Source organism: Streptomyces sp. NPDC007808 (genome assembly GCF_042868655.1).
GTDB lineage: Bacteria > Actinomycetota > Actinomycetes > Streptomycetales > Streptomycetaceae > Streptomyces.
On the sequence record NZ_JBIAEQ010000007.1, the window covers coordinates 401246 to 425496 of the forward strand.

Genomic DNA, 24251 nt, shown 5'->3' on the forward strand with positions numbered 1-24251 from the left:
GAACTCCACAAGTCACAGCCGACGAGTCGTCCCTCTCCTTTCGCTCTCCCTTCGCTTTCTTTCACTTTTTCCGTCACGAAGTCCCGAAGTGGGTACCCCCATGTCTGAAACGGCCGCAAAGGCTCCAAGAAGCACCCTCGGTGCCGCCGACCCCAACCGCTGGAAAGCGCTCGTCTTCATCGCGCTGGCCCAGCTCATGGTCGTCCTCGACGCGACCATCGTGAACATCGCCCTGCCCTCCGCCCAGCAGGACCTCGGCATCTCCGACGGCAACCGGCAGTGGGTCGTCACGGCCTACGCCCTCGCCTTCGGCGGTCTGCTGCTGTTCGGCGGCCGGATAGCCGACCTGTGGGGCCGCAAGCGGGCCTTCGTCGTCGGTCTGGGCGGTTTCGCCGCAGCCTCGGCGCTGGGCGGCGCGGCCACCAACGAGGCCATGATGTTCGGCGCCCGCGCCCTCCAGGGCGTCTTCGGCGCGCTGCTCGCCCCGGCCGCGCTCTCCCTGCTCGCGGTGATGTTCACGGACGCCAAGGAGCGCGCCAAGGCGTTCGGCATCTACGGTGCGATCGCCGGCGGTGGCGGTGCCGTGGGTCTGATCCTCGGCGGTTTCCTGACCGAGTACCTGGACTGGCGCTGGACCTTCTTCGTCAACATCCCGTTCGCCATCGTCGCGGCGGCCGGTGCCTGGTTCGTCATCCGTGAGCCGGAGGGCGGCCGCAACCGCTCCCCGCTCGACATCCCCGGCGTGATCCTGTCCACCCTCGGTCTGGTCGCGCTGGTCTACGGCTTCACCCGCGCCGAGTCCGACGGCTGGGGCGACGCGACGACGGTCGGCATGTTCGTCGCCTCCGGCGTGCTGCTTCTGGCCTTCGTCCTGGTCGAGGCGAAGGTCAAGGCCCCGCTGCTGCCGCTGCGCGTGGTGACCGAGCGCAACCGCGGCGGTGTCTACCTCTCGCTCGGCCTCGCGATCATCGCGATGTTCGGCCTGTTCCTGTTCCTCACGTACTACCTGCAGATCGTCAAGGGGTACTCGCCGGTGAAGACCGGCTTCGCCTTCCTGCCGATGATCGCGGGCATGATCACCGGGTCCACGCAGATCGGCACCCGTCTGATGACCCGGGTCGCCCCGCGCCTGCTGATGGGTCCCGGCTTCCTGGTCGCCGCCCTCGGGATGCTGCTGCTGACCCAGCTGGAGATCGGCTCCTCCTACGCCGCGCTCCTGTTGCCGGCGATGCTGCTGCTCGGCCTCGGCATGGGTACCGCGTTCATGCCGGCCATGTCCCTGGCCACCCAGGGGGTCGAGCCGCAGGACTCCGGTGTCGCCTCCGCGATGGTCAACACCTCTCAGCAGGTGGGCGGCGCGATCGGTACGGCGCTGCTGAACACCATCGCCGCCTCGGCGACCACGGCGTACGTGGCCGACCACATCGCCGGTGCCACCAGCCGGTCCCAGCAGCAGCTGGTCCAGCTGGAGGGCATGGTGCAGGGCTACGCCAGCGCGATCTGGTTCGCCGTCGGCATCCTCGTGGTGGCCGCGGCCATCGCCCTGACCTTCGTCAACGCCGGCCGCCCGGGCGGTGCGACGGCGGCGTCCCTGGAGGAGGGCGCCGAGGGCGAGGTGCCGGTGCCGGTCGTCGCGCACTGAGCCCGACGACGGCCGTCCGGTCGTACCCCATGGGACCAGGCGTACGTACGGGGATGGGGACGCTCCGTACGTACCGCCTTCAGGACCTGCCCCGGCTTCGCTGAACGATCCGTCAGCGCAGCCAGGGCAGGTCCGCCCCCGCTTCGCTGGGCTGCAGGCCCTCGGCGACGATCCGCATGATCTCGCCGAGGGCCTTCTGCTGTTCGGGGGTGAGCCGGTCGAACATGGCCTGGCGCACGGCCTCCACATGGCCCGGCGCGGTCTGCTCCAGCACGCGCAGGCCTTCCTCGGTCAGCACCGCGAACTGGCCCCGCTTGTCGTCGGGGCAGTCCTCGCGCCGCACCCAGCCGTTCTTCTCCAGCCGGGCAACGGCGTGCGAGAGCCGGGAGCGGGTGATCTTCGCGAACATCGCCAGCTCGGTCATGCGCAGCCTGCGCTGCGGGGACTCGGCGAGTTTGACCAGGAGGCCGTAGTAGATGTGCGGCATGCCCGCGTCCCGCTGGAGCTGACGGTCCAGAAAGTCGTCGAGCAGGGTGGTCGCGTCGATGTAGGCGCGCCAGACGCGCTGCTCCTCGTCGGTGAGCCAGCGCGGCTGCCCCGCCGCCCCGGACGAGGGCGCGGACGCGGGTGGCTCGGAAGTCGATGCCGTGTTCATGTGCTCCACTGTACGAGAGTGCTCCTTGAAACTTTAACTACTTGGTCGTACCGTCGTAACCGAGGGAAGTTTTAGATTTGAAGCAAGTGGAGCTTCAGCCCCCTCGGAAGGAGTGACCGCCATGTCCGCCGCCCTGCAGGAGCGCATGCCCGCTCTGTACCTCAGCCACGGCGCCCCTCCGCTCGCGGACGACCCGGTCTGGCCCGGCGAACTCGCCGCCTGGGCCGCACGGCTGCCGCGCCCCGAGGCGATCCTCATCGTCTCCGCCCACTGGGAAGAAGCCCCCCTCGCGATCGGCGCCGTCGAGACGGTCCCCCTGGTCTACGACTTCTGGGGGTTCCCTGAGCACTACTACCAGGTGAGGTACGCCGCCCCGGGCGCACCGGAGCTCGCCGCGTCCGTACGGAAGCTGCTGCGCGCCCCCGGCACACCCGTCCAGGACATCCCGGACCGCGGCCTCGACCATGGCGCCTACGTCCCGCTCGTCGAGATGTACCCCGACGCCGACATCCCCGTCCTGCAGATCTCCATGCCGACCCTCGACCCCGTGCGGCTCATGGACATCGGCCGCAAGCTGGCCCCGCTGCGCGAGGAGGGCGTCCTGATCGTCGGCTCCGGCTTCTTCACCCACAACCTCGCCGCCCTGCGGCAGGGCGGTGTCCCCGCCTGGTCGGTGGAGTTCGACGACTGGGGTCGCCGGGCGCTGGAGAGCCGCGACTGGGACGGCCTGCTGGACTTCCTCCACAAGGCCCCGGCCGGTCGCTACGCCCACCCGCGCACCGAGCACTTCGCCCCGCTCTTCGTGACCATGGGCGCGGCGGACGCCGCCGGTGAGCTGGACGGGCAGAAGTCGGTGATCGACGGGTTCTGGATGGGGCTCGCGAAGCGCTCGGTGCAGTTCGGCTGAAGGGCCGAGGCGCAACCTGCGGCCGGTGCGAGCCGTCTTCAGGTTCACAGGGGCGGTCAAGGGCGACGCTCCTACGGCTTTACCGGGGCGGTCAAAGGCGACGCTCCTCCGGCGCGAAGACCGCGGTGGCACATGTGACGGGAATCTCACGTACCTGGGTACAGGGGCTGTTGAGGACCTTGAGGTCACGCGCGGGTGTCCGCCTGACCAGCACCTTTGTGCGTGTCTAGGGCACCTTGTCCCCCGTGCGGCCGGACAGGGTACTGCAAGATCAGAAAAATAGAGGGGCGGGTTGGGAATTCTGTCCTGATTCCAGTCGTTGTTTCCATCGGATGCCGGGCACTCGACAAGAGTCCCAAGCGTTCACAGGACCACCCGCCAGCCCACATCGCAAGGGAGCACGCATGGCAACCCGTGCCGTCGCCCGTCGTCAGTCCGCCACCGGCGAGGCCGTCGACGCGGCAAGCAGTGTTCGCGCCCATGGCGGCGAGATCGCGGACCGCGACCTGGTCGGCATGTACCTCGACGAGATCGCGCGTACGCCGCTTCTCGACGCAGCCAAAGAGGTCGAGCTGTCGCAGATCATCGAGGCGGGTGTGTTCGCAAGGCAGGTCCTCGACGGATACGAGGAGTCCCAGGCGGACGCCACCCGCGAGGAGCTGGAAGCCCTCGTCGCCGACGGCGAGCGGGCCAAGGACATCTTCATCCGCTCCAACCTCCGCCTGGTCGTCGCGGTGGCCCGCCGCTACCCGCGCAGCGGCCTGCCCCTCCTCGACCTGATCCAGGAGGGCAACGCCGGCCTGGTGCGCGCGGTGGAGAAGTTCGACTACCGCAAGGGCTTCAAGTTCTCGACGTACGCGACGTGGTGGATCCGACAGGCCATCACCCGCTCGATAGCCGACCAGTCCCGCACCATCCGGCTCCCCGTCCACCTGGTGGAGGAGCTGGGCCGTATCCGCCGCGTCCAGCGCGAGTTCAACCGGGAGAACGGCCGGGACCCGGAGCCCGCCGAGATCGCCGCCGAACTCGGCTCGACCCCGGAGCGCGTCTCGGACGTCCTGGACTGGGCCCGCGACCCGGTCTCCCTCAACATGTCGGTGGACGACGAGGGCGAGACGCAGTTCGGCGATCTCCTGGAGGACACCTCGGCGGTCTCCCCGGAGCAGTCGGTCCTCACGCTCCTGCGCAGTGAGGAACTGGACGACCTGATCGGCCGCCTGGACCAGCGCACGGCGTCCATCATCAAGATGCGCTACGGCATCGAGGACGGCCGCGAGCGCACCCTGACCGAGGTCGGCAAGGAACACGGCCTGACGCGCGAACGCATCCGCCAGATCGAGAAGCACGCCCTGCTGGAGCTGAAGAAGCTGGCCCGCAGCACCGGGTTCGACGCGGCGGCGTGACCTTCGCCGGCGGGCGGCCCGGCCGGGTCCGCCCGCCGACACCGTCGGGGGTGTGCGATCGGCGTCGGCCGCCCCGCCGGCACCGTGCGGGGCGTGCGATCGGCGTCGGCCGCGTACGCCGGGTGGCGAAAGACCGCGCAAACATGGCGATGTAACGCCGCTTCAAGCAGTGGGGCCCAGGGAACAAGACCTCAGGGCAAAGGAGTTCGAGTACCGGGCTCAAGTACCGAGTTCGAGGCGCCGGTTCCGAGACGGCCGGTCCTGCCCCGCCCGCACCACGACCTTCGGACCACGTCCCGACGCACTCCCCCCGGCGCCGGGACTTCCTCAGAGCCGGGCTTCGGCGCCCGTCCCCCCTGGGTGCCGGGGCCCGGCTCCATCTCTCCCGCGTTATGACGGATGGGCCACCCCGTACCTGAACCACGGGGTGGCCCACCCGAATGGCAGATTGTGCCACATGGGCATAGCGTGCCGAACGTGAGCAGCTCCGCACGCCCCTCTACCGCCTCTGGCTCCCTGACGGAGCGCCGCAAGGCGGCGACCCGTATGGAGATCGCACGCGCCGCGGCCGGTCTCTTCGTGAAACAGGGCCTACGGGCCACCCGGGCCGAGGACATCGCCCAGGCCGCCGGTATCGCGCCGCGCACCTTCTACCGCTACTTCGCCACCAAGGAGGAGGCGGTGGCGCCCCTCTACGCGGCCGGCGCCGACCGCTGGTACGAGGCCGTCCGCGGCGCCCCGCCCGAACTCCCCGTGCCCGAAGCCCTGGAGCACGCCGTCCGCCACACCCTGGCCCCCGGCACCGCGGTGTCGGCCGCCTCCTGGGAGTGGGTCCGCACCCTGGTCAACCTGGCCACTTCCAGCCCGGCTCTGCGCAAGGTCTGGGCCGAGGTCTGCCGTGAGGCGGAGACGAGCCTGGCGGCGGTGCTGGCGGAGCGGGGCGCGCGAAGCGCGGGCGCCGAGCCCGCCGACAACGTTGCCGAGCCGAGCCGGCCGCCCTCCCCGCAGCTCCGCTTCGCGGCCGCGGTGGCCGCGGCGGCCGTACGGGTGGCGGTGGAGACCTGGGCCGCCGGATCGGCCCCCGCCCAGGGCCCGCACGGCCCGGCCGCCCTGGCGCTGCGCAACCTGGAGGCGCTGCGCGACTTCCCCTGGGAGAACTCCGCGGGGTGAAGCGCGGCGATACCGCGCAGCCCCTCCCTCACCCGGCCGCGCGGCTCAACCGTTCCCCCAACTCCGCCACGCACCGCACCAGTTCCTCGGGGGACTCCACCACGAACTCGCAGTCCACCATCGCCAGCCGCACCGCCATCCACTCCACGGCGTCCCCCACGGACCCCCGCAACCGGCACCGCCGCCCCTCGTCGATCGCCTCCGGCGTTCCCAGCCACCTGGGCAGCCGGGCGGTGACGAACTCCACGGGCGCACCGAACGTCACTGAGAACTCGTACGTCTCCTGCCGCCGCCACATCGACTGCCGCAGATACTCCGCCGCACTCCCGGCCGGCAACTCCCGCGGGGCGAACCGCGCCCCCGTGGCGAACGGTTCGCTCACCCGGTCGACGCGGAAGGTCCGCCAGTCCTCCCGGTCCAGGTCGTACGCCACGAGATACCAGCGCCGCCCCGTCGACACCAGCCGGTACGGCTCGACCGAGCGACGCGACTGTGTGCCGTCCCCCGCCTGGTACGCGAACCGCAGCCGCTCCTGCCCGGCCACGCTCGACGCCATCACCGTCAGCGTCTCGGGCGCGATGCTCGCACCGTCCCCACTGGTGAGCGGCATCGTCGCCGCCTGCAACGTGGACACCCGATGCCGCAGCCGCGCCGGCAGCACCTGCTCCAGCTTCGCCAGCGCCCGTACCGACGCCTCCTCCACTCCCTCGACCGCGTGCCCGGCACCGGCCCGCAGGCCGACCGCGATCGCCACGGCCTCCTCGTCGTCGAGCACCAGGGGCGGCATCGCCTTGCCCGCGACGAGCCGGTAGCCCCCGTCGGCCCCCTTGGTCGCCTGCACGGGATATCCCAGTTCCCGCAGTCGGTCGATGTCCCGTCGTACCGTGCGCCGCGACACCCCGAGCCGGTCGGCGAGCTCGCCACCGGGCCACTCGCGGGGCGTCTGAAGGAGGGAGAGGAGCGTCAGCAGCCTTGCCGGAGTATCCGTCGTCATGCTTTCGAGAGTGCCGCACAAGTAGGACACGATCTGACCTAATGAGGGAATAGCTTCTTGCCATGACCTCAGCCGAGACGCAGCGCGCGACCGCTACACAGACAGAACCCACGCCTCCCACCGCCGACCGCCGACGCTGGTTCGCGCTCGCGATCGTGATGACCGCGGCCTTCATGGACCTCGTCGACGTCACGATCGTCAACATCGCCATCCCGTCGATCCAGCGCGACGCCGGCGCGACCTTCGGCCAGATCCAGTGGATCACCGCCGGTTACGCCCTCGCCTTCGCCGCGGGCCTGATCACGGGCGGCCGTCTCGGTGACATACACGGCCGCAAGCGCGTGTTCCTCATCGGCATCGGCGGCTTCACCCTCGCCTCGGCGCTGTGCGGCTTCGCCGCGAACTCGGAGATGCTGGTCGCCTCCCGCCTCCTGCAGGGCGCGATGGCGGCGCTGATGGTCCCGCAGGTCCTGTCGATCGTGCACGCCACCTTCCCGGCACACGAACGCGGCAAGGTCTTCGGCCTGTTCGGCGCGGTCGTCGGCCTCGGCGCGGTCACCGGACCGCTGCTGGGCGCGCTGCTCACGGAGTGGAACCTGTTCGGCCTCGAATGGCGCCCGATCTTCCTCATCAACCTCCCGGTGGGCATCGCGGGCCTGATCCTCGGCAGCCGCTTCATCACCGAGTCCAAGGCTCCGAAGGCCCTGAAGCTGGACCTCGTCGGCGTCGCCCTGGTCACCCTCGGCCTGCTGATGCTGCTGTACCCGCTGACCCGCGGCCGCGAGCTGGGCTGGCCGACCTGGGGGTATGTGTCGATGGCCGGCGCCCTCGTCGTCCTCGCGGCGCTGGTGGCGTACGAGAGGCGGAAGGCCACCCGCGACGGCTCCCCGCTGATCGAACTCTCCCTGTTCAAGGTGAAGAGCTTCGCGGCCGGCATCGCCGTCCAGACGGTCTTCGGCGTGGCGCTCGGGATCTTCTTCCTGGTCTGGACGATGTACATGCAGTTCGGCCTGGGCTGGAGGCCGCTGAAGGCCGGCCTGACCGGGATCCCGTTCTCGATCGCCGTCTCCACGGCGGCCGGCCTGTCCGTCCAGAAGCTGGTCCCGCGCTTCGGCCGCAAGGTGCTCCAGGCGGGCGCGCTGGTGATGGCGATCGGCGTTCTGCTCTACATGTGGGAGTCCGCCCACTACGGCCTGTCCATCGAGCCCTGGCAGATGGCCCTGCCGCTGATCGTCATGGGTGCGGGCATGGGCCTGATCGTGGCCCCGCTGACGGACGCGATCCTCTCGGAGGTGCCGCGTGAGCACTCGGGCTCGGCGTCCGGCCTCATCAGCACCGTCCAGCAGATGGGCAACGCGCTCGGCCTCGGCCTGGTCTCGGTGGTCTTCTTCGGCGTCATCGACGACCGGCTGTCCGAGGGCGCCCGGGGCCCGGCGGTGGGCGCGGCCTTCGCGGACGGCTTCCAGCACGCCTTGGGCTGGGTGGCCGCGGTGATGGGCGCCATCTTCCTGCTGATGTTCGCGCTGCCCAGGCGCCCGGCACAGCATGTCGAGGGAGCGGCCGACGTTCCGTCGCCGACGGCGGAGAAGGAGCCGGCGCTGGTGTCCTGAGCGGGCACGGCGGTCCAGGAGCGGGGGAGTGGCCCGGCACTTCGGTGCCGGGCCACTCGTGTGTCGTGTGTGGGCGGGCGAGTGCCGGGCCACTGGGATGCCCGCCGTGTGGGCGGTGCCGGGCCACTGCTGGTGTGTCCGCCACGTGGGCGGTGCCGGGCCCCCGCTGGTGTGTCCGCCACGTGGGCGGTGCCGGGCCCCCGCTGGTGTGTCCGCCACGTGGGCGGTGCCGGGCCACTGGCCGTGTGGGCGTCGTCGGACCGCGCTGGTGCGGTGCGGTCCTGGGCGGCGTCCGGCGGCGTGCTCTCCCCGCCCGGTGCGCGTCTCGTCCACTTCCATCCCTTTTCATCCACTTCCGTCCCCGCCCGTCAATCGCCATACGGAAGCCCGATCATGCCTACTTGAGCCCGAATCTGTTTACTTTCCAGAAATCCGGGCGTAGCCTCCCAGCGAAACCACAAGTTCGGGCACAGTTCGGAGGCGAGCGGGCATGTATGCACCGGAGCGGCAGCAGGAGATCCTCCGGCTCGCTCGTGAGGGCGGCAGAGTGGACGTCCTGTCGCTGGCCGAGGAGTTCCAGGTGACGGCGGAGACGATCCGCCGCGATCTGAAGGCCCTCGACCGCGCCGGGCTCGTGCGCCGTGTGCATGGTGGCGCGATCCCGGCCGGGCGCCTGGACTTCGAGCCGGACATCGCCGAGCGCGAGTCCACGGCCGCCGACGAGAAGGACCGGATCGCCAAGGCGGCCCTCGTCGAGCTTCCCACCGAGGGCACGATGATCCTCGACGCCGGTACGACGGTGGCCCGCCTCGCCGCAGCCCTTCCGCTGGACGCGTCCCTGACCGTCGTCACCCACAGCCTGCCCATCGCGGCCCGCCTCGCGGACCACCCCGGCATCCAGCTCCACCTCGTCGGGGGGCGCGTACGGCACCGTACGCGCGCCGCCGTGGACGCCTGGGCGCTGCGCGCGTACGGCGAGATACGCGCCGACGTCCTGTTCGTCGCGGCCAACGGCTTCTCCGCCGACCACGGTCTGACCACCCCCGACCTCGCCGAGGCGGCGGTGAAGCGCGCGGCCGTGGCAGCCGCCCGCCGCGTGGTGCTGCTCGCCGACTCCTCCAAGCACGGCCAGGAGCACTTCGCCCGCTTCGGCGACCTGAGCGACGTGGACCTGCTGATCACCGACAGCGGGCTGAGCCCCGAAGACGCCGCTGCCATCGAGCGCGGCGGCACGGAAGTAGTGCGCGCATGATCCTCACCGTCACCCCCAACCCCTCCCTGGACCGCACCTACGAGGTCCCCTCCCTCGACCGAGGCGAGGTCATCCGCGCCACCGGCGAGCGGATGGACCCGGGCGGCAAGGGCGTGAACGTCTCACGGGCGGTCACCGCCGCCGGGCAGCGCACGATCGCGGTCCTGCCTCTGGGTGGTGCGCCCGGCGCGCTCGTCGCCGACCTGCTCGACGCGCAGGGCATCGAGGTCGCGCCGGTGCCGGTCGCCGGGGCCACCCGCTCGAACATCGCGCTCGCCGAGTCGGACGGGGTGCTGACGAAGATCAACGCTCCGGGCCCCGAGCTGTCGCCGGCCGAGCAGGAGCTGCTGCTGGAGACGGTGCGCGAGCAGTCGCGCGACGCGGACTGGATCGCCTGCTGCGGGAGCCTGCCCCGGGGGCTCGCGCCGTCCTGGTACGCCGATGTGGTCGGGCGGGCGCACGCCGGGGGCGCGCGGATCGCCCTGGACACCTCCGGGCGTGCCCTCCTCGAAGCCCTGCGGGCCCGGCCGGACGTGGTGAAGCCGAACGCCGAGGAACTCGCCGAGGCCGTAGGGCGCCCCCTGGCCACCGTGGGTGACGCCCTGAAGGCGGCCGAGGAGGTGCGCGGGATGGGTGCGCAGGCCGTGCTCGCGAGTCTGGGCGCCGACGGGCAGTTGCTGGTCGACGGCTCGGGTGCCTGGTTCGGCAGCGCACGCGTCGACGTCGTTCGCAGCAATGTCGGCGCCGGCGACTCCTCCCTCGCCGGCTTCCTGATCGCCGGGGGCAGCGGACCGCAGGCCCTCGCCTCGGCGGTCGCCCACGGTGCGGCGGCCGTGCAGCTGCCCGGCAGCGTGATGCCGTCCCCCGACGACCTGGACCTGTCGGCGGTCACGGTCACGTCCGAGGTGCCGGAGAGCCGCGTACTCAAGGAGCCGGCGTCATGACGAATGTCGTGGTTGTCACAGTTCTTGCGGATCTGCCCGGTGAGCGGCGAAGCTCGCCCTTACTCACGGCCGCGGACGGACGGCAGCGCCCCCTGAGCCGCTCTGCCGCCCCGGGGAGGCGGGGTTTCCCCGGCCTCACCTCCCCCTCCACCCCCCACCGCGTTCCCGCCACCCCCTCTCGCACCCCCGTCCCCCTCCCCGCCCAGCAGACTCCCCGGGCGATACGCGTGCTAAGGAGCCCGCGATGAGCGACATGATCACCGCGGACCTGGTCGATCTCGACCTGTCCGCCGACACGAAGGAAGCGGCGGCGCGTGCCCTCGCCGAGCGCATGGTGGCTCTGGGCCGGGTCACCGACCTGGACGGCTTCCTCGCCGACGTGGCCGCCCGCGAGGCGCAGATGCCGACCGGCCTCGACGGCGGCATCGGTATCCCGCACTGCCGCAGCGAGCACGTCACCGAGCCGACGCTCGCCTTCGGACGCAGCGCCGCCGGCATCGACTTCGGCGCGGCGGACGGTCCCGCGGACCTGATCTTCCTGATCGCCGCTCCGGCCGGCGCGGACGACGCCCATCTGACGATCCTGTCCTCGCTGGCCAGGCAGCTGATGAACGCCGAGTTCACGGACGCGCTCCGGTCGGCCGGCGACCCGGCGACGGCGGCGGCGCTGATCCGGGGCGAGGAGCCCCCGGCGGCCGAGGCCGGCGAGGAGCCCCCGGCGGCCGAGGCCGCCGACGTCCGTTCCGAAGACTCCGTGGCGTCGTCGGCGGCGGCCTCCGCCGACGACGCCACGGGCACCACCCCCGACGCCCTGACGAAGCCGTCCGAGGAGCGCCCCTTCCGGATCGTCGCCGTCACCTCCTGCCCGACCGGTATCGCCCACACCTACATGGCGGCCGAGTCCTTGGAGAACGCGGGCCGCGAGGCGGGCGTGGAGGTCGTCGTCGAGACGCAGGGCTCGGCCGGCTTCACCCGGCTCGACCCGGCCGTCATCGCGGCGGCGGACGGCGTGATCTTCGCCCATGACGTGGCCGTACGGGAGAAGGACCGGTTCGCCGGCAAGCCCACCGTGGACACCGGCGTGAAGGCGGGCATCAACCGCCCCGCCGAACTCATCGCCGAGGTGCGCGAGAAGGCGGCCCGCGGCGAGGTCACGGCCGCGGCCCGGCCCGGCACCCCCGTCGAGCGCGCCGGCGAGCCCGGCGAGGGCTACGGCACCAAGCTGCGCAAGTGGCTGATGTCCGGCGTGAGTTACATGGTCCCGTTCGTCGCGGCCGGCGGTCTGCTGATCGCCCTCGGCTTCGCGATCGGCGGCTGGGAGATCGACAAGGCCAAGCCGGTCACCGAGCACTTCGTCTGGCTCCAGGTCGACAGCTGGGCGGCGCTGCTGTTCCAGATCGGCGTCGTCGCGTTCGGCTTCCTGATCCCCGTGCTCGCCGGTTACATCGCGTACGGCATGGCGGACCGGCCGGGTCTCGTTCCCGGCTTCGTCGGCGGCATGATCGCCGCCGACATCAACGCCGGTTTCCTCGGCGGCCTGGCCGCCGGTCTGATCGCCGGTGGCGTCGTCATCGGCATCCAGCGGATCAAGATCCCGCCGGTGCTGCGCGGCATCATGCCGGTGGTCGTGATCCCGCTGATCTCCTCGATGGTCGTCGGCTTCCTGATGCTGGTGGTGATCGGCAAGCCCATCGCCGAGGCCCAGAAGGCCATGACGGACTGGCTGGGCGGCCTCTCCGGCACCAACGCCGTCCTGCTCGGCGTCCTGCTCGGCCTGATGATGTGCTTCGACCTGGGCGGGCCGGTCAACAAGGTCGCCTACGCCTTCGCCACCGCCGGCATCACCGCGCAGGACCCGAGCGACTCCGCGATGAAGGTGATGGCCGCCGTGATGGCCGCGGGCATGGTCCCGCCGCTGGGCATGGCCCTGGCCACCACGGTCCGCAAGAAGCTGTTCACCACCGCCGAGCGCGAGAACGGCAAGGCGGCCTGGGTGCTGGGAGGTTCCTTCATCACCGAGGGCGCGATCCCGTTCGCCGCGGCCGACCCGCTGCGCGTGATCCCGGCCTCCATGGTGGGCGGCGCGGTCACCGGCGCGCTGACCATGTCCTTCGGCTCGACCCTGCGCGCCCCGCACGGCGGTGTCTGGGTCACCCTGCTGATCGGCAAGCCGGTGCTGTACCTGCTCGCCATCGCGATCGGAACGGTGGTCACGGCAGGCCTGGTCATCCTCCTGAAGGGCATGCGCAAGACGACCCCCGAGGGCACGCCTGCCGCCGAGTCCCCGGCCACCGAGGCCACGTCGGCCAAGCAGCCGGTGGCGGCGTAGGTCCTCCGCGCGCCAGGCTCCCGCTTGTCCCTTTGGGGCGCTGTGAGTTGTTCACGGCACCTGCGAGATACGTCACGGTCCGGGCCCAAAGGCCCGGACCGTGGTGTCTACTGGAACGCATGCCTGACCACGCCTCGTTCCTCCAGCTACTGGGCCCGGTCGTCCTCGCCCTGGCTGCCGTGCTGTGGGTGATCGGGCTGGTCCGTGTCCTTCGCGCCACCCGCCCCGGCGCGTCGCCGCGGCACGCGAGCCAAGCGCTTCCCGCGCTCCCGCACCAGCGGCAGACCCCGCCCGAGCGGGAGGCCGTGGAACTCACCCCGGCGGAACGGGATGCCTTCGCCGGACTGGTACGACAGCTCGGCGACCGCCGCTGACCGGCCGTCCGGGGCTTTACGAGACCTGGGCCGCCCGCCGCTCCATCGCGTCCCGCGCCGCGTCCTCGTCGACGTACACCTCGCACATGTGCCGCCCGTCCGGTGTCGCCGTGTGCTCGACCTCCCAGAGGGAGACCTCGCTGCCGTCGAGCAGCAGGAAGGCATGCTCGTAGAGCGAGAAACACAGCCCGGCGCGGCCCACCCGGCACGGCCGTCCGAACGCCTGCGTGATCTGATGCGCGCGCGCCGTGGCGAGCAGCGCGGCCGTCTCCGCGTCCGGCCGGTCGGCGTTCTCGGCACGGCGCAGAAGTCGGCGTGCGTGGTCCGCCGAGCCGTCCGGTACGTAGGCGTGGCGCGGTGAGGGGATCGGCGACAGCTGCACGGTCACCGGCAGTTCGAAGTCCGGCGCGTCCGGCGGCAGCGGCAGCCGGGCGGTCGCGGCGCGCAACTCCTCCTCGTCCACGTACACCTCGTGCTGCGGCGCCCCGTCCCGCGCGGTGTTGTGGACGAGCTCCCACAGGGTGAGCGCCGAGCCGTCCGCGAGCAGCCAGGTGTGCCGGTACGTCTCGCGGTGCAGCCCCGCGCTGTGGTGCGCGGAGTGCAGCGAGCTGTCGTGAGCCAGCGCGCAGTCGAGCAGCCTTATCGTCTCGTCCGGCAACTCGAAGGAGTTCAGGGCACGGCCGAGGAGCCGCGCGAGGTGCTCTTCCGGAGACTCCGGCGACTCGGGTGGTTCGTACGCTGCCGTCTCGTACGGAACGCTCAAGGTTTCTCCCGGCGTTGCTGCATGTCACCTTGTGGGTGCATACCGTAGCCCCTCGGTCGGACATCATGTCCGGGAACCGAGAAAACGTACGTCCGGAGAAACGCTCGGGCCGCGCGAGAAGTTCCCGCGCGGCCCGACGAACTGTCAAGAATCCCTGCTCGGAGGGGCTTCGGTGGTTCAGACAGCGCTGCCCGCGATCCACTGGCTCCACGGCATGTTCCAGCCGTTGAGTCCGTTGTCCGGGGTCACGTTCTTGTCCGGGCTGTTCTTGACGATCACCACGTCGCCGAGAAGCGAGTTGTCGTAGAACCACTTGGACGGCGTGTCCCCCTGTCCGCCCTTCACGTCCTGCAAGCCGACGCAGCCGTGGCTGGTGCCCTGGCGACCGAAGGGCGGGTTGCCCTTGTTGTACCAGTAGTTGCCGTGGATGTAGGTGCCCGACTTGGTCAGACGCATCGCGTGCGGCACGTCCTTGATGTCGTAGGCGTCGGCGAGGTTGACGGTGCGGCTGTCCATGTGGAGCTGCTTGGACTTCTCGGAGATCACCATCTGGCCGTTGTAGGTGGAGAACTCCGAGCTGCCCGCCGAGATCGGCACGGACTTGATCGTCTTTCCGTCCCGCACGACCGTCATCGTCTGCGTGTCGACGTCGACCGTGGAGACCTGCGAGCGCCCGACGGTGAAGGTGACGGTCTTCTTCTGCACCCCGCGGACGCCGTTCGCGCCCTCGACGCCGTCCAGGTCGATCTTCATCGTGACCTTGGAGCCGGTCTTCCAGTACTCCTGGGGCCGGAAGTCGAGCCGCTGCGTCCCGAACCAGTGCCCGACCACCTTCTGTCCACTGCTGGACGTGACCGTGATGTGCGACTGCACGGCCTTCTTGTCGCTGATCGCCTTGTCGAACGTGAACGACACCGGCATGCCGACGCCGACCGTCGTGCCGTCGTCGGGCGTGTACGTGCCGATGAAGCTGCCCGCGGGGGTGACCGTGGTGAACGTCGAGTCGGCGGCGGCCTTGCGCCCGTCGCCGTCCTCGGCGGTGGCCGCGATCCGGTACTTCGTCCCTCGCTCCAGCTGCTCCTTGGGCTTCCAGCTGCCGCCGTCGGCGGACAGGGAGCCCGGCACGGGCTGCCCGGTCTCCGCCACCGTCATCTTCACGGCGGTCAGTTCGCCGTCGCTGACCTTCACGCCGGTCGTGTTGATCGACGCTCCGGTCGAGCCGTCCTTCGCCGAGATCGCTATCCTCGCGGCGGACGTGGACCCGTCCTTGCCGCCGCCCTTGCCGTCCTCCTTGCCGGCGTCGCCGCTCCCGCCGCAGGCGGTGAGAGTCAGGGCGCCGATCATCAGGGCGGCACAGGCCCCCAGCGCGGGCCGTGCTGCTATGTCCGGCGTTGTCACGATCTACTCCATATTCATGCGGTCTGCGGGATCCGTTCCGTTCCACGGTGGAAGAGGCCACCGTCACCGGAGCGGGTTCCCCACGTGCGCAGTGAACGCCATCACGTGACAGAACCGCGACAATCACCCCCACGGGACCGGGGCACCGCCGCGCCCATCCCGCTCGTCACGGGCTCCCGTACAACTCCCGGTACGAAGGCCACACTCCGCCCGGCCCGTCCACCGACTCGGCCGCCCGCACCGCACGCACGATCGCGCGCGTCACCGCGTCCGCGCCCGCCGCGAGAAGCTCGTTCAACGCCAGGGGACGCTCGGCGTCCAGCGGGCGCTCCCCGGTGGCCAGCGCGAACACCGTGTCCCCGTCGTTGAGTAGATGCACCGGCCGCACGGCACGCGCGATGCCGTCGTGCGCCGTACCGGCCAGCTTCTGCGCCTGCGCCTTGGACAGCCGGGCGTCGGTGCCGACCACCGCAAGCGTGGTGTTCAGCGGTGGCGGCGCGTTCTTCACGGCCAGCTCGGCGAGGTGCCGGCGCGCGGCCTGGTGCACGCTCTGCTCCGGGTAGTCCACCCGGCCCTGGAAAAGCTCCCCGTACAGGACCCCCGTTCCCGGATCCACGGCCGACCCCGCCGCGTTGGCCACCACGAGAGCGGCCACCGTGATCCCCGAGTCCAGGACGATGCTCGCCGAGCCGATCCCGCCCTTGACCGGCCCGACCGTGGCCCCCGTACCGGCACCCACGCAGCCCTCCGCCACCGGCGTGCCGGGTTCGCTCGCCGCGGCCGCCTCGACCGCCGCCCGCCCGGTGGCCGCGTCCGGCCGTGCCCGGAAGTCGCCACCCCGCCCGAGGTCGAACACGCACGCCGCGGGCACCACCGGCACCACATGCGCCGGATCCACCCCGACCCGCACCCCACGGCCGCGCTCCTCCAGCCAGGCCATCACCCCGGACGCCGCGTCGAGCCCGTACGCGCTGCCTCCGGTCAGCACGATCGCCTCGACCCGCTGCACGACGTTGCGTGGATCGAGAGCGTCGGTCTCCTTGGTGCCGGGGCCCCCGCCGCGGACGTCCACGGCGGCGACGGCCCCACCCTCGGGTGCGAGGACGACCGTGGTGCCGGTGAGCCAACCGTCGCCGGAACGGGTCGCGTGGCCCACCCGCAGCCCCGCGACATCTGTCAGAGCGTCAACTGTCATGCGCCCAGTCTCGTCCAGCGACCGGCGCCGGCCCATGCCCCCTTCGGGCGAGCCCGAGGCCCTCAAGGCCTGTTCGTTCGGATCAAGCCGGCGTCGCCCGGGCGGCCCTAGGCGACCGGCGCCCGCCCCCGCTGTCCGCTCTCCAGGCCCGTCGTGCGCGCCGTCAGCGTCACCCCCACCGCCACTGTCAGTAGCGAGACCAGGCCGGCCGCCGGCACCGCCCAGTCACCCAGGAACGTGCAGCAGATCACCAGCAGGGCCGCCGTCGGCAGCACCAGCTGATGGGCGATGCCCACCTTGAAGTGACGGGAGTGCAGCGCCCACACGGTGAGCAGATAGAGCGCCGTCGGCAGGGTCACCGCCGCCGACGCGGCCAGTGTCGAGATGTGCGCCTTGCCGATGGCCTGCTCGACCGCCACCTCCAGGCCCGCGCCGATCGCGGCCGCCGAGGCGAAGACCACGTAGTGGCCGTACCCCCACAGGAACGCCTGTCTGTTGCCCCGCAGATGACCGTGGATCGGCACCGCGAAGTAGACCCACCACGCGGCGAAGATGATCAGCAGCCCGCCCGCGGCGATCGGCAGCAGTTCGCCCAGCTCGTCGCTCTCGTCGATCCCGGTCTTGACCGCGATCGTGGCCGCCGCGACGCTCTCGCCGAGCACGATGATGGTGAACAGCCCGTACCGCTCGGCGATGTGACGCGGATGCCAGGACGTGGGATGGTCCTTCTCCGCGTACAGCGGCACGCACATCTCCAGGATCGCCATCACCAGGAACGCCCAGGGCCTGGCGGCCTCGGGCAGGACCACCAGCCCCAGCCATCCGACCTGACACAGCAGCACCCCGCCCGCGTAGCGCAGTGCCGTCGTTCTCTCCGGGCCCTCGCTCGCCCGCGCCGCGCGCAGCCACTGCGCCGCGAGGGCGATCCGCATGATCACGTAGCCCAGCCAGACGGCCAGGAACTCATGGTCCTCGAATGCCCGGGAGATCCCGGCGGCCAGGACCAGCACACCGGCGATCTGCACCAGGGTGGCGATGCGGTAGAGGACGTCGTCGTTGTCGTACGCCGAGGCGAACCAGGTGAAGTTCATCCAGGCCCACCAGATGGCGAAGAAGACCATCGCGTAGTCGAGGATCCCCTCGCCCGCGTGCCCCTCCGCCACGGCGTGCACCAGCTGGATGCCCGCCTGGGCGACGGCCACGACGAAACACAGGTCGAACAGAAGCTCCAGCGGAGTGGCGGCCCGGTGCGCCTCACCACGACCACGGGCCGTGAGCCTGCGCAGCGGGCGGTGGCTCTCGTGCGCGCGGGAGGAGTCAGGCGCGGGACTCGAACTGGACGTCATGGGATCAAGCACAGCAGAAGGGGCGGGGAATTTCTTGCCCAGCGCGTCACCAGCGCGCAAGCCCCACGGCCCACCGGCAGGGGGCCCGCCGCCCGGGGACCCGGCCTGCGCGGGGCCGTACCCTGGACGCATGAGCACCGCCCCCACCCCCGAGCCGCGTCGGCCGAAGCCCGCGTTGATCTTCGACGACCCGCTGGACCAGCAGTCCTCGGACGACACGGACCGCGGATGGGGCGAGCGGCCGGGCGCCGACGGCGACAGCGCCGCCGACCTGAAGCGCTTCCTCGACGAGAAGCCGCCCCACCACCTCTGAGCCGCTACCGCTCGTCGTGCCCCGAGCCGCGCTGCGCGACCAGCGCGTCGCGGATCTCCTTGAGCACCTCCAGCTCGGTCACCTCGATGACCTCCTGAGTGCTCTCCTTCGCCTTGCGGCGCGCCTCCATACGAGCGAGGTACTTCGCCATCGGCAGGACCATCAGGAAGTACACGACGGCCGCGGTGATCACGAAGCTGAGGGCCGCGCCGAGCACGGAGCCCCACAGGATCCGGATGCCCTGCTCGCCCTCGCAGGTCGAGCTCAGACATGAGCTGTAGTGATCGAGGTTCTTGGTCCCGATCGCCCCGACCAGCGGGTTGATGACCCCCTTCACCACCGAGTTCACGATGTTGGTGAAGGCGGCGCCGATGACCACCGCCACGGCCAGATCGACGACGTTCCCCCGCATCAGGAAGGCCTTGAAGCCCTGCAGGACGCTCGGTTCCTTCTTCTCGCTCACTTAGGAGCCACCCCTCGGACGCACAACGTGTGGAACGGACCGCTCCGCAACCTACGTCAGCGCTGGGCCGTCCTGTCCAACGGGCCCCCACCATCGAGGGATCCTTCAGCGGGTCACGCAGGAGGCTGCTCAGCACAGGGTCACCGCCAGCCGCGCCGTGGCACTCGCGCCCGCAAGGCGTGCCGCCGTCGAGCGCGGCACCGAGAGCACGACCAGCGCTCCGCTCCCGGTCGCGGCGTCCAACGGCTCCGGCACCTTGGCCACCCGCGCACCCCGTGCGATCACCTGGGCGTCCCCGCCCGACGCGGCCGCCTGTGCGGCGATCACGTCGACCCGGTCGCCGGGCCGCAGCAGCCGCACGGTCGCCCCGTCGGCGATGCGCACAGGTGCGGACACCTTCTCGACGGCCCGGTGCTGACGAACCGGCTCCGCCACCGGATGCCCGCGCGCCCCGTCGGCCTCCCGCGGGCCCGCCGCCAGGAGCGCCGCCGCGGTCACGGCGAGCCCCGCTGTCAGGGCCCGCCTCCGGTGCCGTAGAAGCCGATGCAGCTGATGGCGTCCGCCGCGCACACGGACCGGGGCGAAGTGCGGCACCTCGCATGTGGCGGGGGCGTCCGTGCCCAGCGGGCGCGGAGCGATCGGGGAGGAAGGAGGAGCGACGGACATGGGGACCACCACCTGCGACGACGGATCGGCTGTCGAAGTCACGATGAGTCATCGCGCCACCGTCCGCTGAGGCCGGTGGACTACCGGCCGGTTGTGGACAACTCCCTCACCCGAAGGAGAGATTCAGCCTCACGCCGGCCCGAGCGCAGCTTCCCGGCAGGACCTCACCCGCCTCCCCGCCAAGGCCCCACACCGCCCCCGCACCGACCCCGCACCGCCCCCGCACCGCCCCCACGCGCGCCCCGAGCCCCCGCTACGGCAGCTCGAACCCGGGATCCATCCCGCCCAGCGCCCCGACGCACAGACAGTCCCGCTCCTCGTTCGCCGGCAGCGCGGCCACCGCGTCGAAGAGAACACCCCGCAGTCGGTCCACGTTCGCCGCGAACACCCGCAGGACCTCGTCGTGCGAGACGCCCTCGCCGGTCTCGGCGCCCGCGTCAAGGTCCGTGACCAGCGTCAACGAGGTGTAGCAGAGCTCCAGTTCGCGAGCGAGCGCCGCCTCGGGGTGGCCGGTCATGCCCACCACCGACCAGCCCTGCGCCTGGTGCCACAGCGATTCGGCGCGGGTCGAGAAACGCGGCCCCTCCACGACCACGAGCGTGCCGCCGTCCACCGGCTCCCAGTCCCGCCCGCGCGCCGCCTTCAGCGCGGCCGCGCGTCCGGTGGGGCAGTAGGGGTCGGCCAGGGAGACGTGGACGACGTTCGGGACGGTGCCGTCGGGCAGCGGCAGCCCGTCGAAGTACGTGCCCACACGGGACTTCGTCCGGTCGACCAGCTGGTCCGGTACGAGCAGCGTGCCCGGCCCGTACTCGGGACGCAGGCCGCCCACGGCGCACGGGCCGAGGATCTGACGCGCGCCGAGCGAACGCAGCGCCCAGAGGTTGGCCCGGTAGTTGATCCGGTGCGGCGGCAGATGGTGGCCGCGCCCGTGCCGGGGCAGAAAGGCGACCCGCCTACCGGCTATCTCGCCGAGGAAGAGGGAGTCACTGGGCGGCCCGTACGGGGTCTCCACCTGTACTTCGGTCACGTCGTCGAGGAACGAGTAGAAGCCGGAGCCGCCGATCACGCCGAGTTGGACGTTCGCCTTGTTCGCCATGCCCGCACCCTAACCGGACCCGGGGACGCCGAGGACCCCGTCGCCGTACGACGACAGGGTCCCGTGATCCCGTAAGGAGTGGTGGGCCTTACGCGGCGGAGCTGGAGGCGGTGCCGCCGCTCGATGCCTTCGAGTCCGAGGAGGACGAGGAGGAGGACGCCGAGGACGAGTCCGACGAGGAGGACGACGACTTCGACGTCGCCGGGGAGCTGCTCGACGAGGCGCCGCGGCTGTCGTTGCGGTAGAAGCCGGAGCCCTTGAAGACGATGCCGACCGCGGAGAACACCTTCTTGAGGCGGCCCTGGCAGCTGGGGCACTCGGTCAGGGCGTCGTCGGTGAACTTCTGCACCGCTTCGAGACCCTCGCCGCACTCGGTGCACTGGTACTGATAGGTGGGCACTGTCTTCCTCCTGGCACTCTCACTCGATGAGTGCTAACGACGGTCCATAGTGACGTATTCCAGCCGCTCAGTCCACTGCTACCGGCACCCGGTGACCGACGCCACGTGCGACCGTACGGCCCTGGGGCCGCACGACCAGCCGCGAGCGCAAGGCCACCAGGGTGGCCAGGGCCAGCAGCGTCCCGCCCATCGGCACCAGGAACCCGGCGCCGCTCCAGAGGCGGTCCTCCAGCTGTCCGGCGACCGTGACGGCGGCGGCCTGGCCGAGGGCCACCGCGCCGGTCAGCCAGGTGAACGCCTCGGTGCGGGCACCGGCCGGGACCAGGCTCTCGACCAGGGTGTAGCCGGTGATCAGCGCGGGCGCGATGCACATGCCGACGACCAGGCCGAGGCCGGCGAGGAAGAGCACCGAGTGCGCGGCCCACAGGCCGGAGGCGGCGAGCGCCAGGGCGGCGTACCCGATGACGAGGCGGCGCTGCGGGGCGGCCTTCCACGCGATGGCGCCGCAGACGAGGCCGGCGAGCATGTTGCCCGCCGCGAAGGTGCCGTACAGGACGCCGTTCAGACCGGGCCGGCCGATCGACTCGGTGAAGGCGGCCAGGGAGACCTGCATGCCGCCGAAGACGGAGCCGATGCCCAGGAAGGTCACGATGAGCACGCGCACGCCCGGGACGCGCAGCGCGGAAACGTGCTCCACGCGCGCGTGAGCGGCGGCGGTGACCGGCGGCTGGGTGCTCTTCTGCGCGGCGAACAGCAGACCGCCCAGCAGCGTCAGGGACGCCTCGGTGACCAGGCCCGCGGCCGGGTCGACGGCGGTGCACAGGGCGGTGGCCAGCAGCGGGCCGACCACGAAGGTCAGCTCGTCGGTGACCGACTCGAAGGCCGCGGCGGTCGTCATCAGGGGCGAGCCCTGGAGTTTCACTCCCCAGCGGGCCCGCACCATGGGCCCGACCTGCGGCACCGAGGCACCGGTGGGCACGGCGGCCGCGAACAGGGCCCACAGCGGCGCGTGGGACAGGGCCAGCGCCGTGAGCGTCAGACCCGAGACGGCGTGGATCAGCACACCGGGGATCAGGACGACGCGCTGTCCGTAGCGGTCGGCCAGACGGCCGCTGTAGGGCGCGAACAGCGCCATGGAGACGCCGGTGACGGCCGCGGCGGCGCCCGCCGCACCGTACGAGCCGGTGGTGTGCTGCACCAGCAGCACGATGGAGATGGTCAGCATCGCGAACGGCTGGCGTGCCGCGAAACCGGGGATCAGGAACGTCCAGGCGCCGCGGGTGCGCAGCAGGTGCCCGTATCCGGGGCGGGAGGAGGCCGACGAGTCCTTCGACGGCTCGGTGGTGACCGTGGACGCCACGGCCCGTGCCTTTCTGCCACCTGGTAGCGCGGCCCCTGTGGGTGGGGGGCGGCGCCGAGAGCTGTCCTCTTGCGCATGTGACTGCGGTAGATACCGGCGCCCGGCAAGGAGGGGCGTCGCGGCCGCCATACGGTCGCGCCAGCTCTGCGTCAGGCAGAGTTGGTTTGATCTGGGTACGCCTGCATAGTACAGGGAGCCGGGCCGGTCGATCCTGTGAAAATGAGCACTTCCGGGCGCTCCGCCTGTGATTAGGCTGCCCCGTTCGTCCCCAGCCATCCGGCCAGCTTGCCGCCCGCTCCCACGGCGCGCAGACGGCGTTCCGCGGCGTCCCGCACCGGGTCGGTGGCGACGACGAGCAGCTCGTCGCCGCGTCGCAGCACCGTCGTCGGCAGCGGAACGAACGATTTCTCGTCGCGCACGACCAGGGTGACCGCGGCTCCGGCGGGCAGTCGCAGCTCGTTGATCTCGACGCCGTGCATCTTCGAGCCCTCGGGGATCGAGAAGGACAGCAGATGCCCCTGCAGCCGCTCCAGGGGCGCCGACTCGATCCCGAGGTCGGTGGCTTCGAGTTCGTCGCCCAGGTGCAGCTTGCGGCCCAGCCAGGGCAGCGTCGGCCCCTGGACCAGGGTGTAGACGACGACCAGGACGAAGACGATGTTGAAGATGCGGCGACTGTCCTCGACGCCGCCCACCATGGGGATCGTCGCGAGGACGATGGGCACGGCGCCGCGCAGTCCGGCCCAGGACATCAGGGCCTGCTCGCGCCAGGGCACGCGGAAGGGTGTCAGGCACACGATCACGCTGAGCGGGCGCGCCATCATCGTCAGGACCAGCCCGATCACGAGCGCGGGCAGGATGTCGTCGCCCAGCTCGTGCGGGGTGATCAGCAGGCCGAGCAGGACGAACATGCCGATCTGGGCGATCCAGCCGACTCCGTCCGCGAACCCGCGGGTGGCGGGCCAGTGCGGCAGCTTCGCGTTGCCCATCACCATCGAGGCGAGGTACACGGCCAGGAAGCCGCTGCCGTGCGCCATCGCGCCCGCCGCGTAGGCGGCGACGGCGATGGCCATGACGGCGATCGGGTAGAGGCCGGAGGCGGGCAGTGCCACGTGCCTGAGGCCCCAGGAGCCCAGCCAGCCCACGGCGATGCCGACGGCGGCGCCGATGGCCAGTTCCAGCGTTATCTCGCCCAGCAGCACGTACCAGTGCTCGATCGGCCCGTGCGTGGAGAAGGCGACGACCAGGATGACCACCGGGGCGTCGTTGAAGCCGGACTCGGCCTCCAGGGTGCCCGTCACGCGCGCGGGCAGCGGAATTCTGCGCAGGACGGAGAAGACCGCGGCCGCGTCGGTGGAAGAGACGACCGCCCCGATGATGAGCGCCTGCCGCCACTCCAGCCCGACCAGGTAGTGCGCGGCCGCGGCCGTGACGCCGACGCTCACCGAGACCCCGACCAGCGCCAGCGCGGTGGCGGCCGGCAGGGCCGGCTTGATCTCCTTCCACTTCGTGCCGAGACCGCCCTCGGCCAGGATCACCACCAGCGCTGCGTAGCCGATGACCTGGGTCAGCTCGGCGTCGTCGAAGCGGATGCCGCCGATGCCGTCCTGGCCCATGAGCATGCCGATGCCCAGGTACACGAGCAGGCTGGGGAGCCCGCTGCGCGAGGAGATCCGGACCGCTGCGACGGCGACGAGCAGGACGAGCGAGCACACGAGCAGGAGCTGGTTGAGGTCGTGGACAGTCAGCGGCCGTTCCCTTCCCTGGCCCGCGCACACACGCGCGTGGGCTCCCGTACATAGGACACGAGGAGGCGGTCCTCCGTATCCAACTACTTCGTTACCTTACCTAACTCTTGACGATTTCTTGACGCTTCGCGGTGCATGATCGAACGCCCGTCCGTGCGGGTTCACCAGTCCGCGTCAAGGGCGACCGGGCCCTGCGCCTATGGTTGCTCCAGCGCTCATTCAAAAG

Annotated in this window: 22 protein-coding genes; 10 read left to right on the forward strand and 12 right to left on the reverse strand. The window is 71.2% G+C overall.

Annotated features, from left to right (window positions below; translation table 11 throughout):
* Window positions 1-100 precede the first annotated feature (100 nt).
* Window positions 101-1642 (forward strand): MFS transporter, encoded by a 1542-nt coding sequence (locus ACFYNL_RS27375; RefSeq protein ID WP_388807689.1) that lies wholly within the window; start codon window positions 101-103, stop codon window positions 1640-1642.
* Window positions 1643-1754: 112 nt separating this feature from the next.
* On the opposite strand, the gene ACFYNL_RS27380 is transcribed toward ACFYNL_RS27375, so the two are convergent.
* A complete protein-coding gene (locus ACFYNL_RS27380; RefSeq protein WP_388807690.1) occupies window positions 1755-2297 on the reverse strand; it encodes a MarR family winged helix-turn-helix transcriptional regulator in 543 nt (180 codons plus the stop codon).
* A gap of 121 nt (window positions 2298-2418) precedes the next feature.
* Between ACFYNL_RS27380 and ACFYNL_RS27385 the strand changes: the two genes are divergently transcribed.
* From ACFYNL_RS27385 to ACFYNL_RS27395, 3 genes are all read left to right on the forward strand, one after another.
* Complete coding sequence (locus ACFYNL_RS27385) at window positions 2419-3204, forward strand: dioxygenase (RefSeq protein WP_388807692.1); 786 nt, start codon at window positions 2419-2421, stop codon at window positions 3202-3204.
* A gap of 404 nt (window positions 3205-3608) precedes the next feature.
* Entirely contained in the window at window positions 3609-4607 is a 999-nt protein-coding gene (locus ACFYNL_RS27390; protein WP_388807694.1) for an RNA polymerase sigma factor RpoD/SigA, read from the forward strand.
* 546 nt (window positions 4608-5153) lie between these two features.
* Window positions 5154-5777 (forward strand): TetR/AcrR family transcriptional regulator, encoded by a 624-nt coding sequence (locus tag ACFYNL_RS27395; RefSeq protein WP_388807977.1) that lies wholly within the window; start codon window positions 5154-5156, stop codon window positions 5775-5777.
* A 28-nt stretch (window positions 5778-5805) separates the two neighbouring features.
* On the opposite strand, the gene ACFYNL_RS27400 is transcribed toward ACFYNL_RS27395, so the two are convergent.
* Complete coding sequence (locus ACFYNL_RS27400) at window positions 5806-6771, reverse strand: helix-turn-helix transcriptional regulator (protein WP_388807695.1); 966 nt, start codon at window positions 6769-6771, stop codon at window positions 5806-5808.
* Window positions 6772-6833: 62 nt separating this feature from the next.
* Here ACFYNL_RS27400 and ACFYNL_RS27405 point away from each other — a divergent pair, with 62 nt between their 5' ends.
* The 5 genes from ACFYNL_RS27405 (at window position 6834) to ACFYNL_RS27425 (ending at window position 13280) form a co-directional block, all read left to right on the forward strand.
* Entirely contained in the window at window positions 6834-8381 is a 1548-nt protein-coding gene (locus ACFYNL_RS27405) for an MFS transporter (RefSeq protein ID WP_388807697.1), read from the forward strand.
* A gap of 490 nt (window positions 8382-8871) precedes the next feature.
* Complete coding sequence (locus ACFYNL_RS27410; RefSeq protein ID WP_388807699.1) at window positions 8872-9633, forward strand: DeoR/GlpR family DNA-binding transcription regulator; 762 nt, start codon at window positions 8872-8874, stop codon at window positions 9631-9633.
* On the forward strand, window positions 9630-10577 hold the full coding sequence (gene pfkB, locus ACFYNL_RS27415) for a 1-phosphofructokinase (protein ID WP_388807700.1): 948 nt from the start codon (window positions 9630-9632) through the stop codon (window positions 10575-10577). The genes ACFYNL_RS27410 and pfkB overlap by 4 nt, the downstream gene beginning before the upstream one ends.
* Window positions 10578-10821: 244 nt before the next feature.
* On the forward strand, window positions 10822-12906 hold the full coding sequence (locus ACFYNL_RS27420) for a fructose-specific PTS transporter subunit EIIC (RefSeq protein WP_388807701.1): 2085 nt from the start codon (window positions 10822-10824) through the stop codon (window positions 12904-12906).
* Between the two features lie 119 nt (window positions 12907-13025).
* Window positions 13026-13280: a hypothetical protein gene (locus tag ACFYNL_RS27425; RefSeq protein ID WP_388807702.1), complete on the forward strand. Its 255-nt coding sequence runs from the start codon at window positions 13026-13028 to the stop codon at window positions 13278-13280.
* Window positions 13281-13296: 16 nt separating this feature from the next.
* On the opposite strand, the gene ACFYNL_RS27430 is transcribed toward ACFYNL_RS27425, so the two are convergent.
* From ACFYNL_RS27430 to ACFYNL_RS27445, 4 genes are all read right to left on the reverse strand, one after another.
* The gene (locus ACFYNL_RS27430; protein WP_388807704.1) at window positions 13297-14043 is read right to left on the reverse strand and encodes a DUF6227 family protein; all 747 of its coding nucleotides are present in this window, start codon (window positions 14041-14043) and stop codon (window positions 13297-13299) included.
* A 177-nt stretch (window positions 14044-14220) separates the two neighbouring features.
* On the reverse strand, window positions 14221-15441 hold the full coding sequence (locus ACFYNL_RS27435; RefSeq protein WP_388807706.1) for an Ig-like domain-containing protein: 1221 nt from the start codon (window positions 15439-15441) through the stop codon (window positions 14221-14223).
* 166 nt (window positions 15442-15607) lie between these two features.
* Window positions 15608-16636: a P1 family peptidase gene (locus tag ACFYNL_RS27440; protein WP_388807708.1), complete on the reverse strand. Its 1029-nt coding sequence runs from the start codon at window positions 16634-16636 to the stop codon at window positions 15608-15610.
* Window positions 16637-16743: 107 nt separating this feature from the next.
* Entirely contained in the window at window positions 16744-17982 is a 1239-nt protein-coding gene (locus ACFYNL_RS27445; RefSeq protein ID WP_388807710.1) for a low temperature requirement protein A, read from the reverse strand.
* A gap of 130 nt (window positions 17983-18112) precedes the next feature.
* On the opposite strand from ACFYNL_RS27445, the gene ACFYNL_RS27450 reads away from it, so the two are divergent.
* On the forward strand, window positions 18113-18295 hold the full coding sequence (locus tag ACFYNL_RS27450) for a hypothetical protein (RefSeq protein WP_388807712.1): 183 nt from the start codon (window positions 18113-18115) through the stop codon (window positions 18293-18295).
* A 4-nt stretch (window positions 18296-18299) separates the two neighbouring features.
* Here the strand turns inward: ACFYNL_RS27450 and mscL are convergent, their stop codons facing one another.
* The 6 genes from mscL to ACFYNL_RS27480 form a co-directional block, all read right to left on the reverse strand.
* Window positions 18300-18758: a large conductance mechanosensitive channel protein MscL gene (gene mscL / locus ACFYNL_RS27455; protein ID WP_388807713.1), complete on the reverse strand. Its 459-nt coding sequence runs from the start codon at window positions 18756-18758 to the stop codon at window positions 18300-18302.
* 129 nt (window positions 18759-18887) lie between these two features.
* The gene (locus tag ACFYNL_RS27460) at window positions 18888-19424 is read right to left on the reverse strand and encodes a hypothetical protein (RefSeq protein ID WP_388807978.1); all 537 of its coding nucleotides are present in this window, start codon (window positions 19422-19424) and stop codon (window positions 18888-18890) included.
* A 253-nt stretch (window positions 19425-19677) separates the two neighbouring features.
* Complete coding sequence (locus ACFYNL_RS27465; protein ID WP_388807715.1) at window positions 19678-20520, reverse strand: S-methyl-5'-thioadenosine phosphorylase; 843 nt, start codon at window positions 20518-20520, stop codon at window positions 19678-19680.
* 88 nt (window positions 20521-20608) lie between these two features.
* Window positions 20609-20920 (reverse strand): FmdB family zinc ribbon protein, encoded by a 312-nt coding sequence (locus ACFYNL_RS27470; RefSeq protein WP_388807717.1) that lies wholly within the window; start codon window positions 20918-20920, stop codon window positions 20609-20611.
* Between the two features lie 67 nt (window positions 20921-20987).
* Window positions 20988-22280: an MFS transporter gene (locus ACFYNL_RS27475; RefSeq protein ID WP_388807719.1), complete on the reverse strand. Its 1293-nt coding sequence runs from the start codon at window positions 22278-22280 to the stop codon at window positions 20988-20990.
* Between the two features lie 248 nt (window positions 22281-22528).
* Window positions 22529-24055 carry a potassium/proton antiporter gene (locus ACFYNL_RS27480; protein ID WP_388807721.1) on the reverse strand — a complete coding sequence of 509 codons (1527 nt, stop codon included), beginning with the start codon at window positions 24053-24055 and terminating at the stop codon, window positions 22529-22531.
* Window positions 24056-24251: the final 196 nt, after the last annotated feature.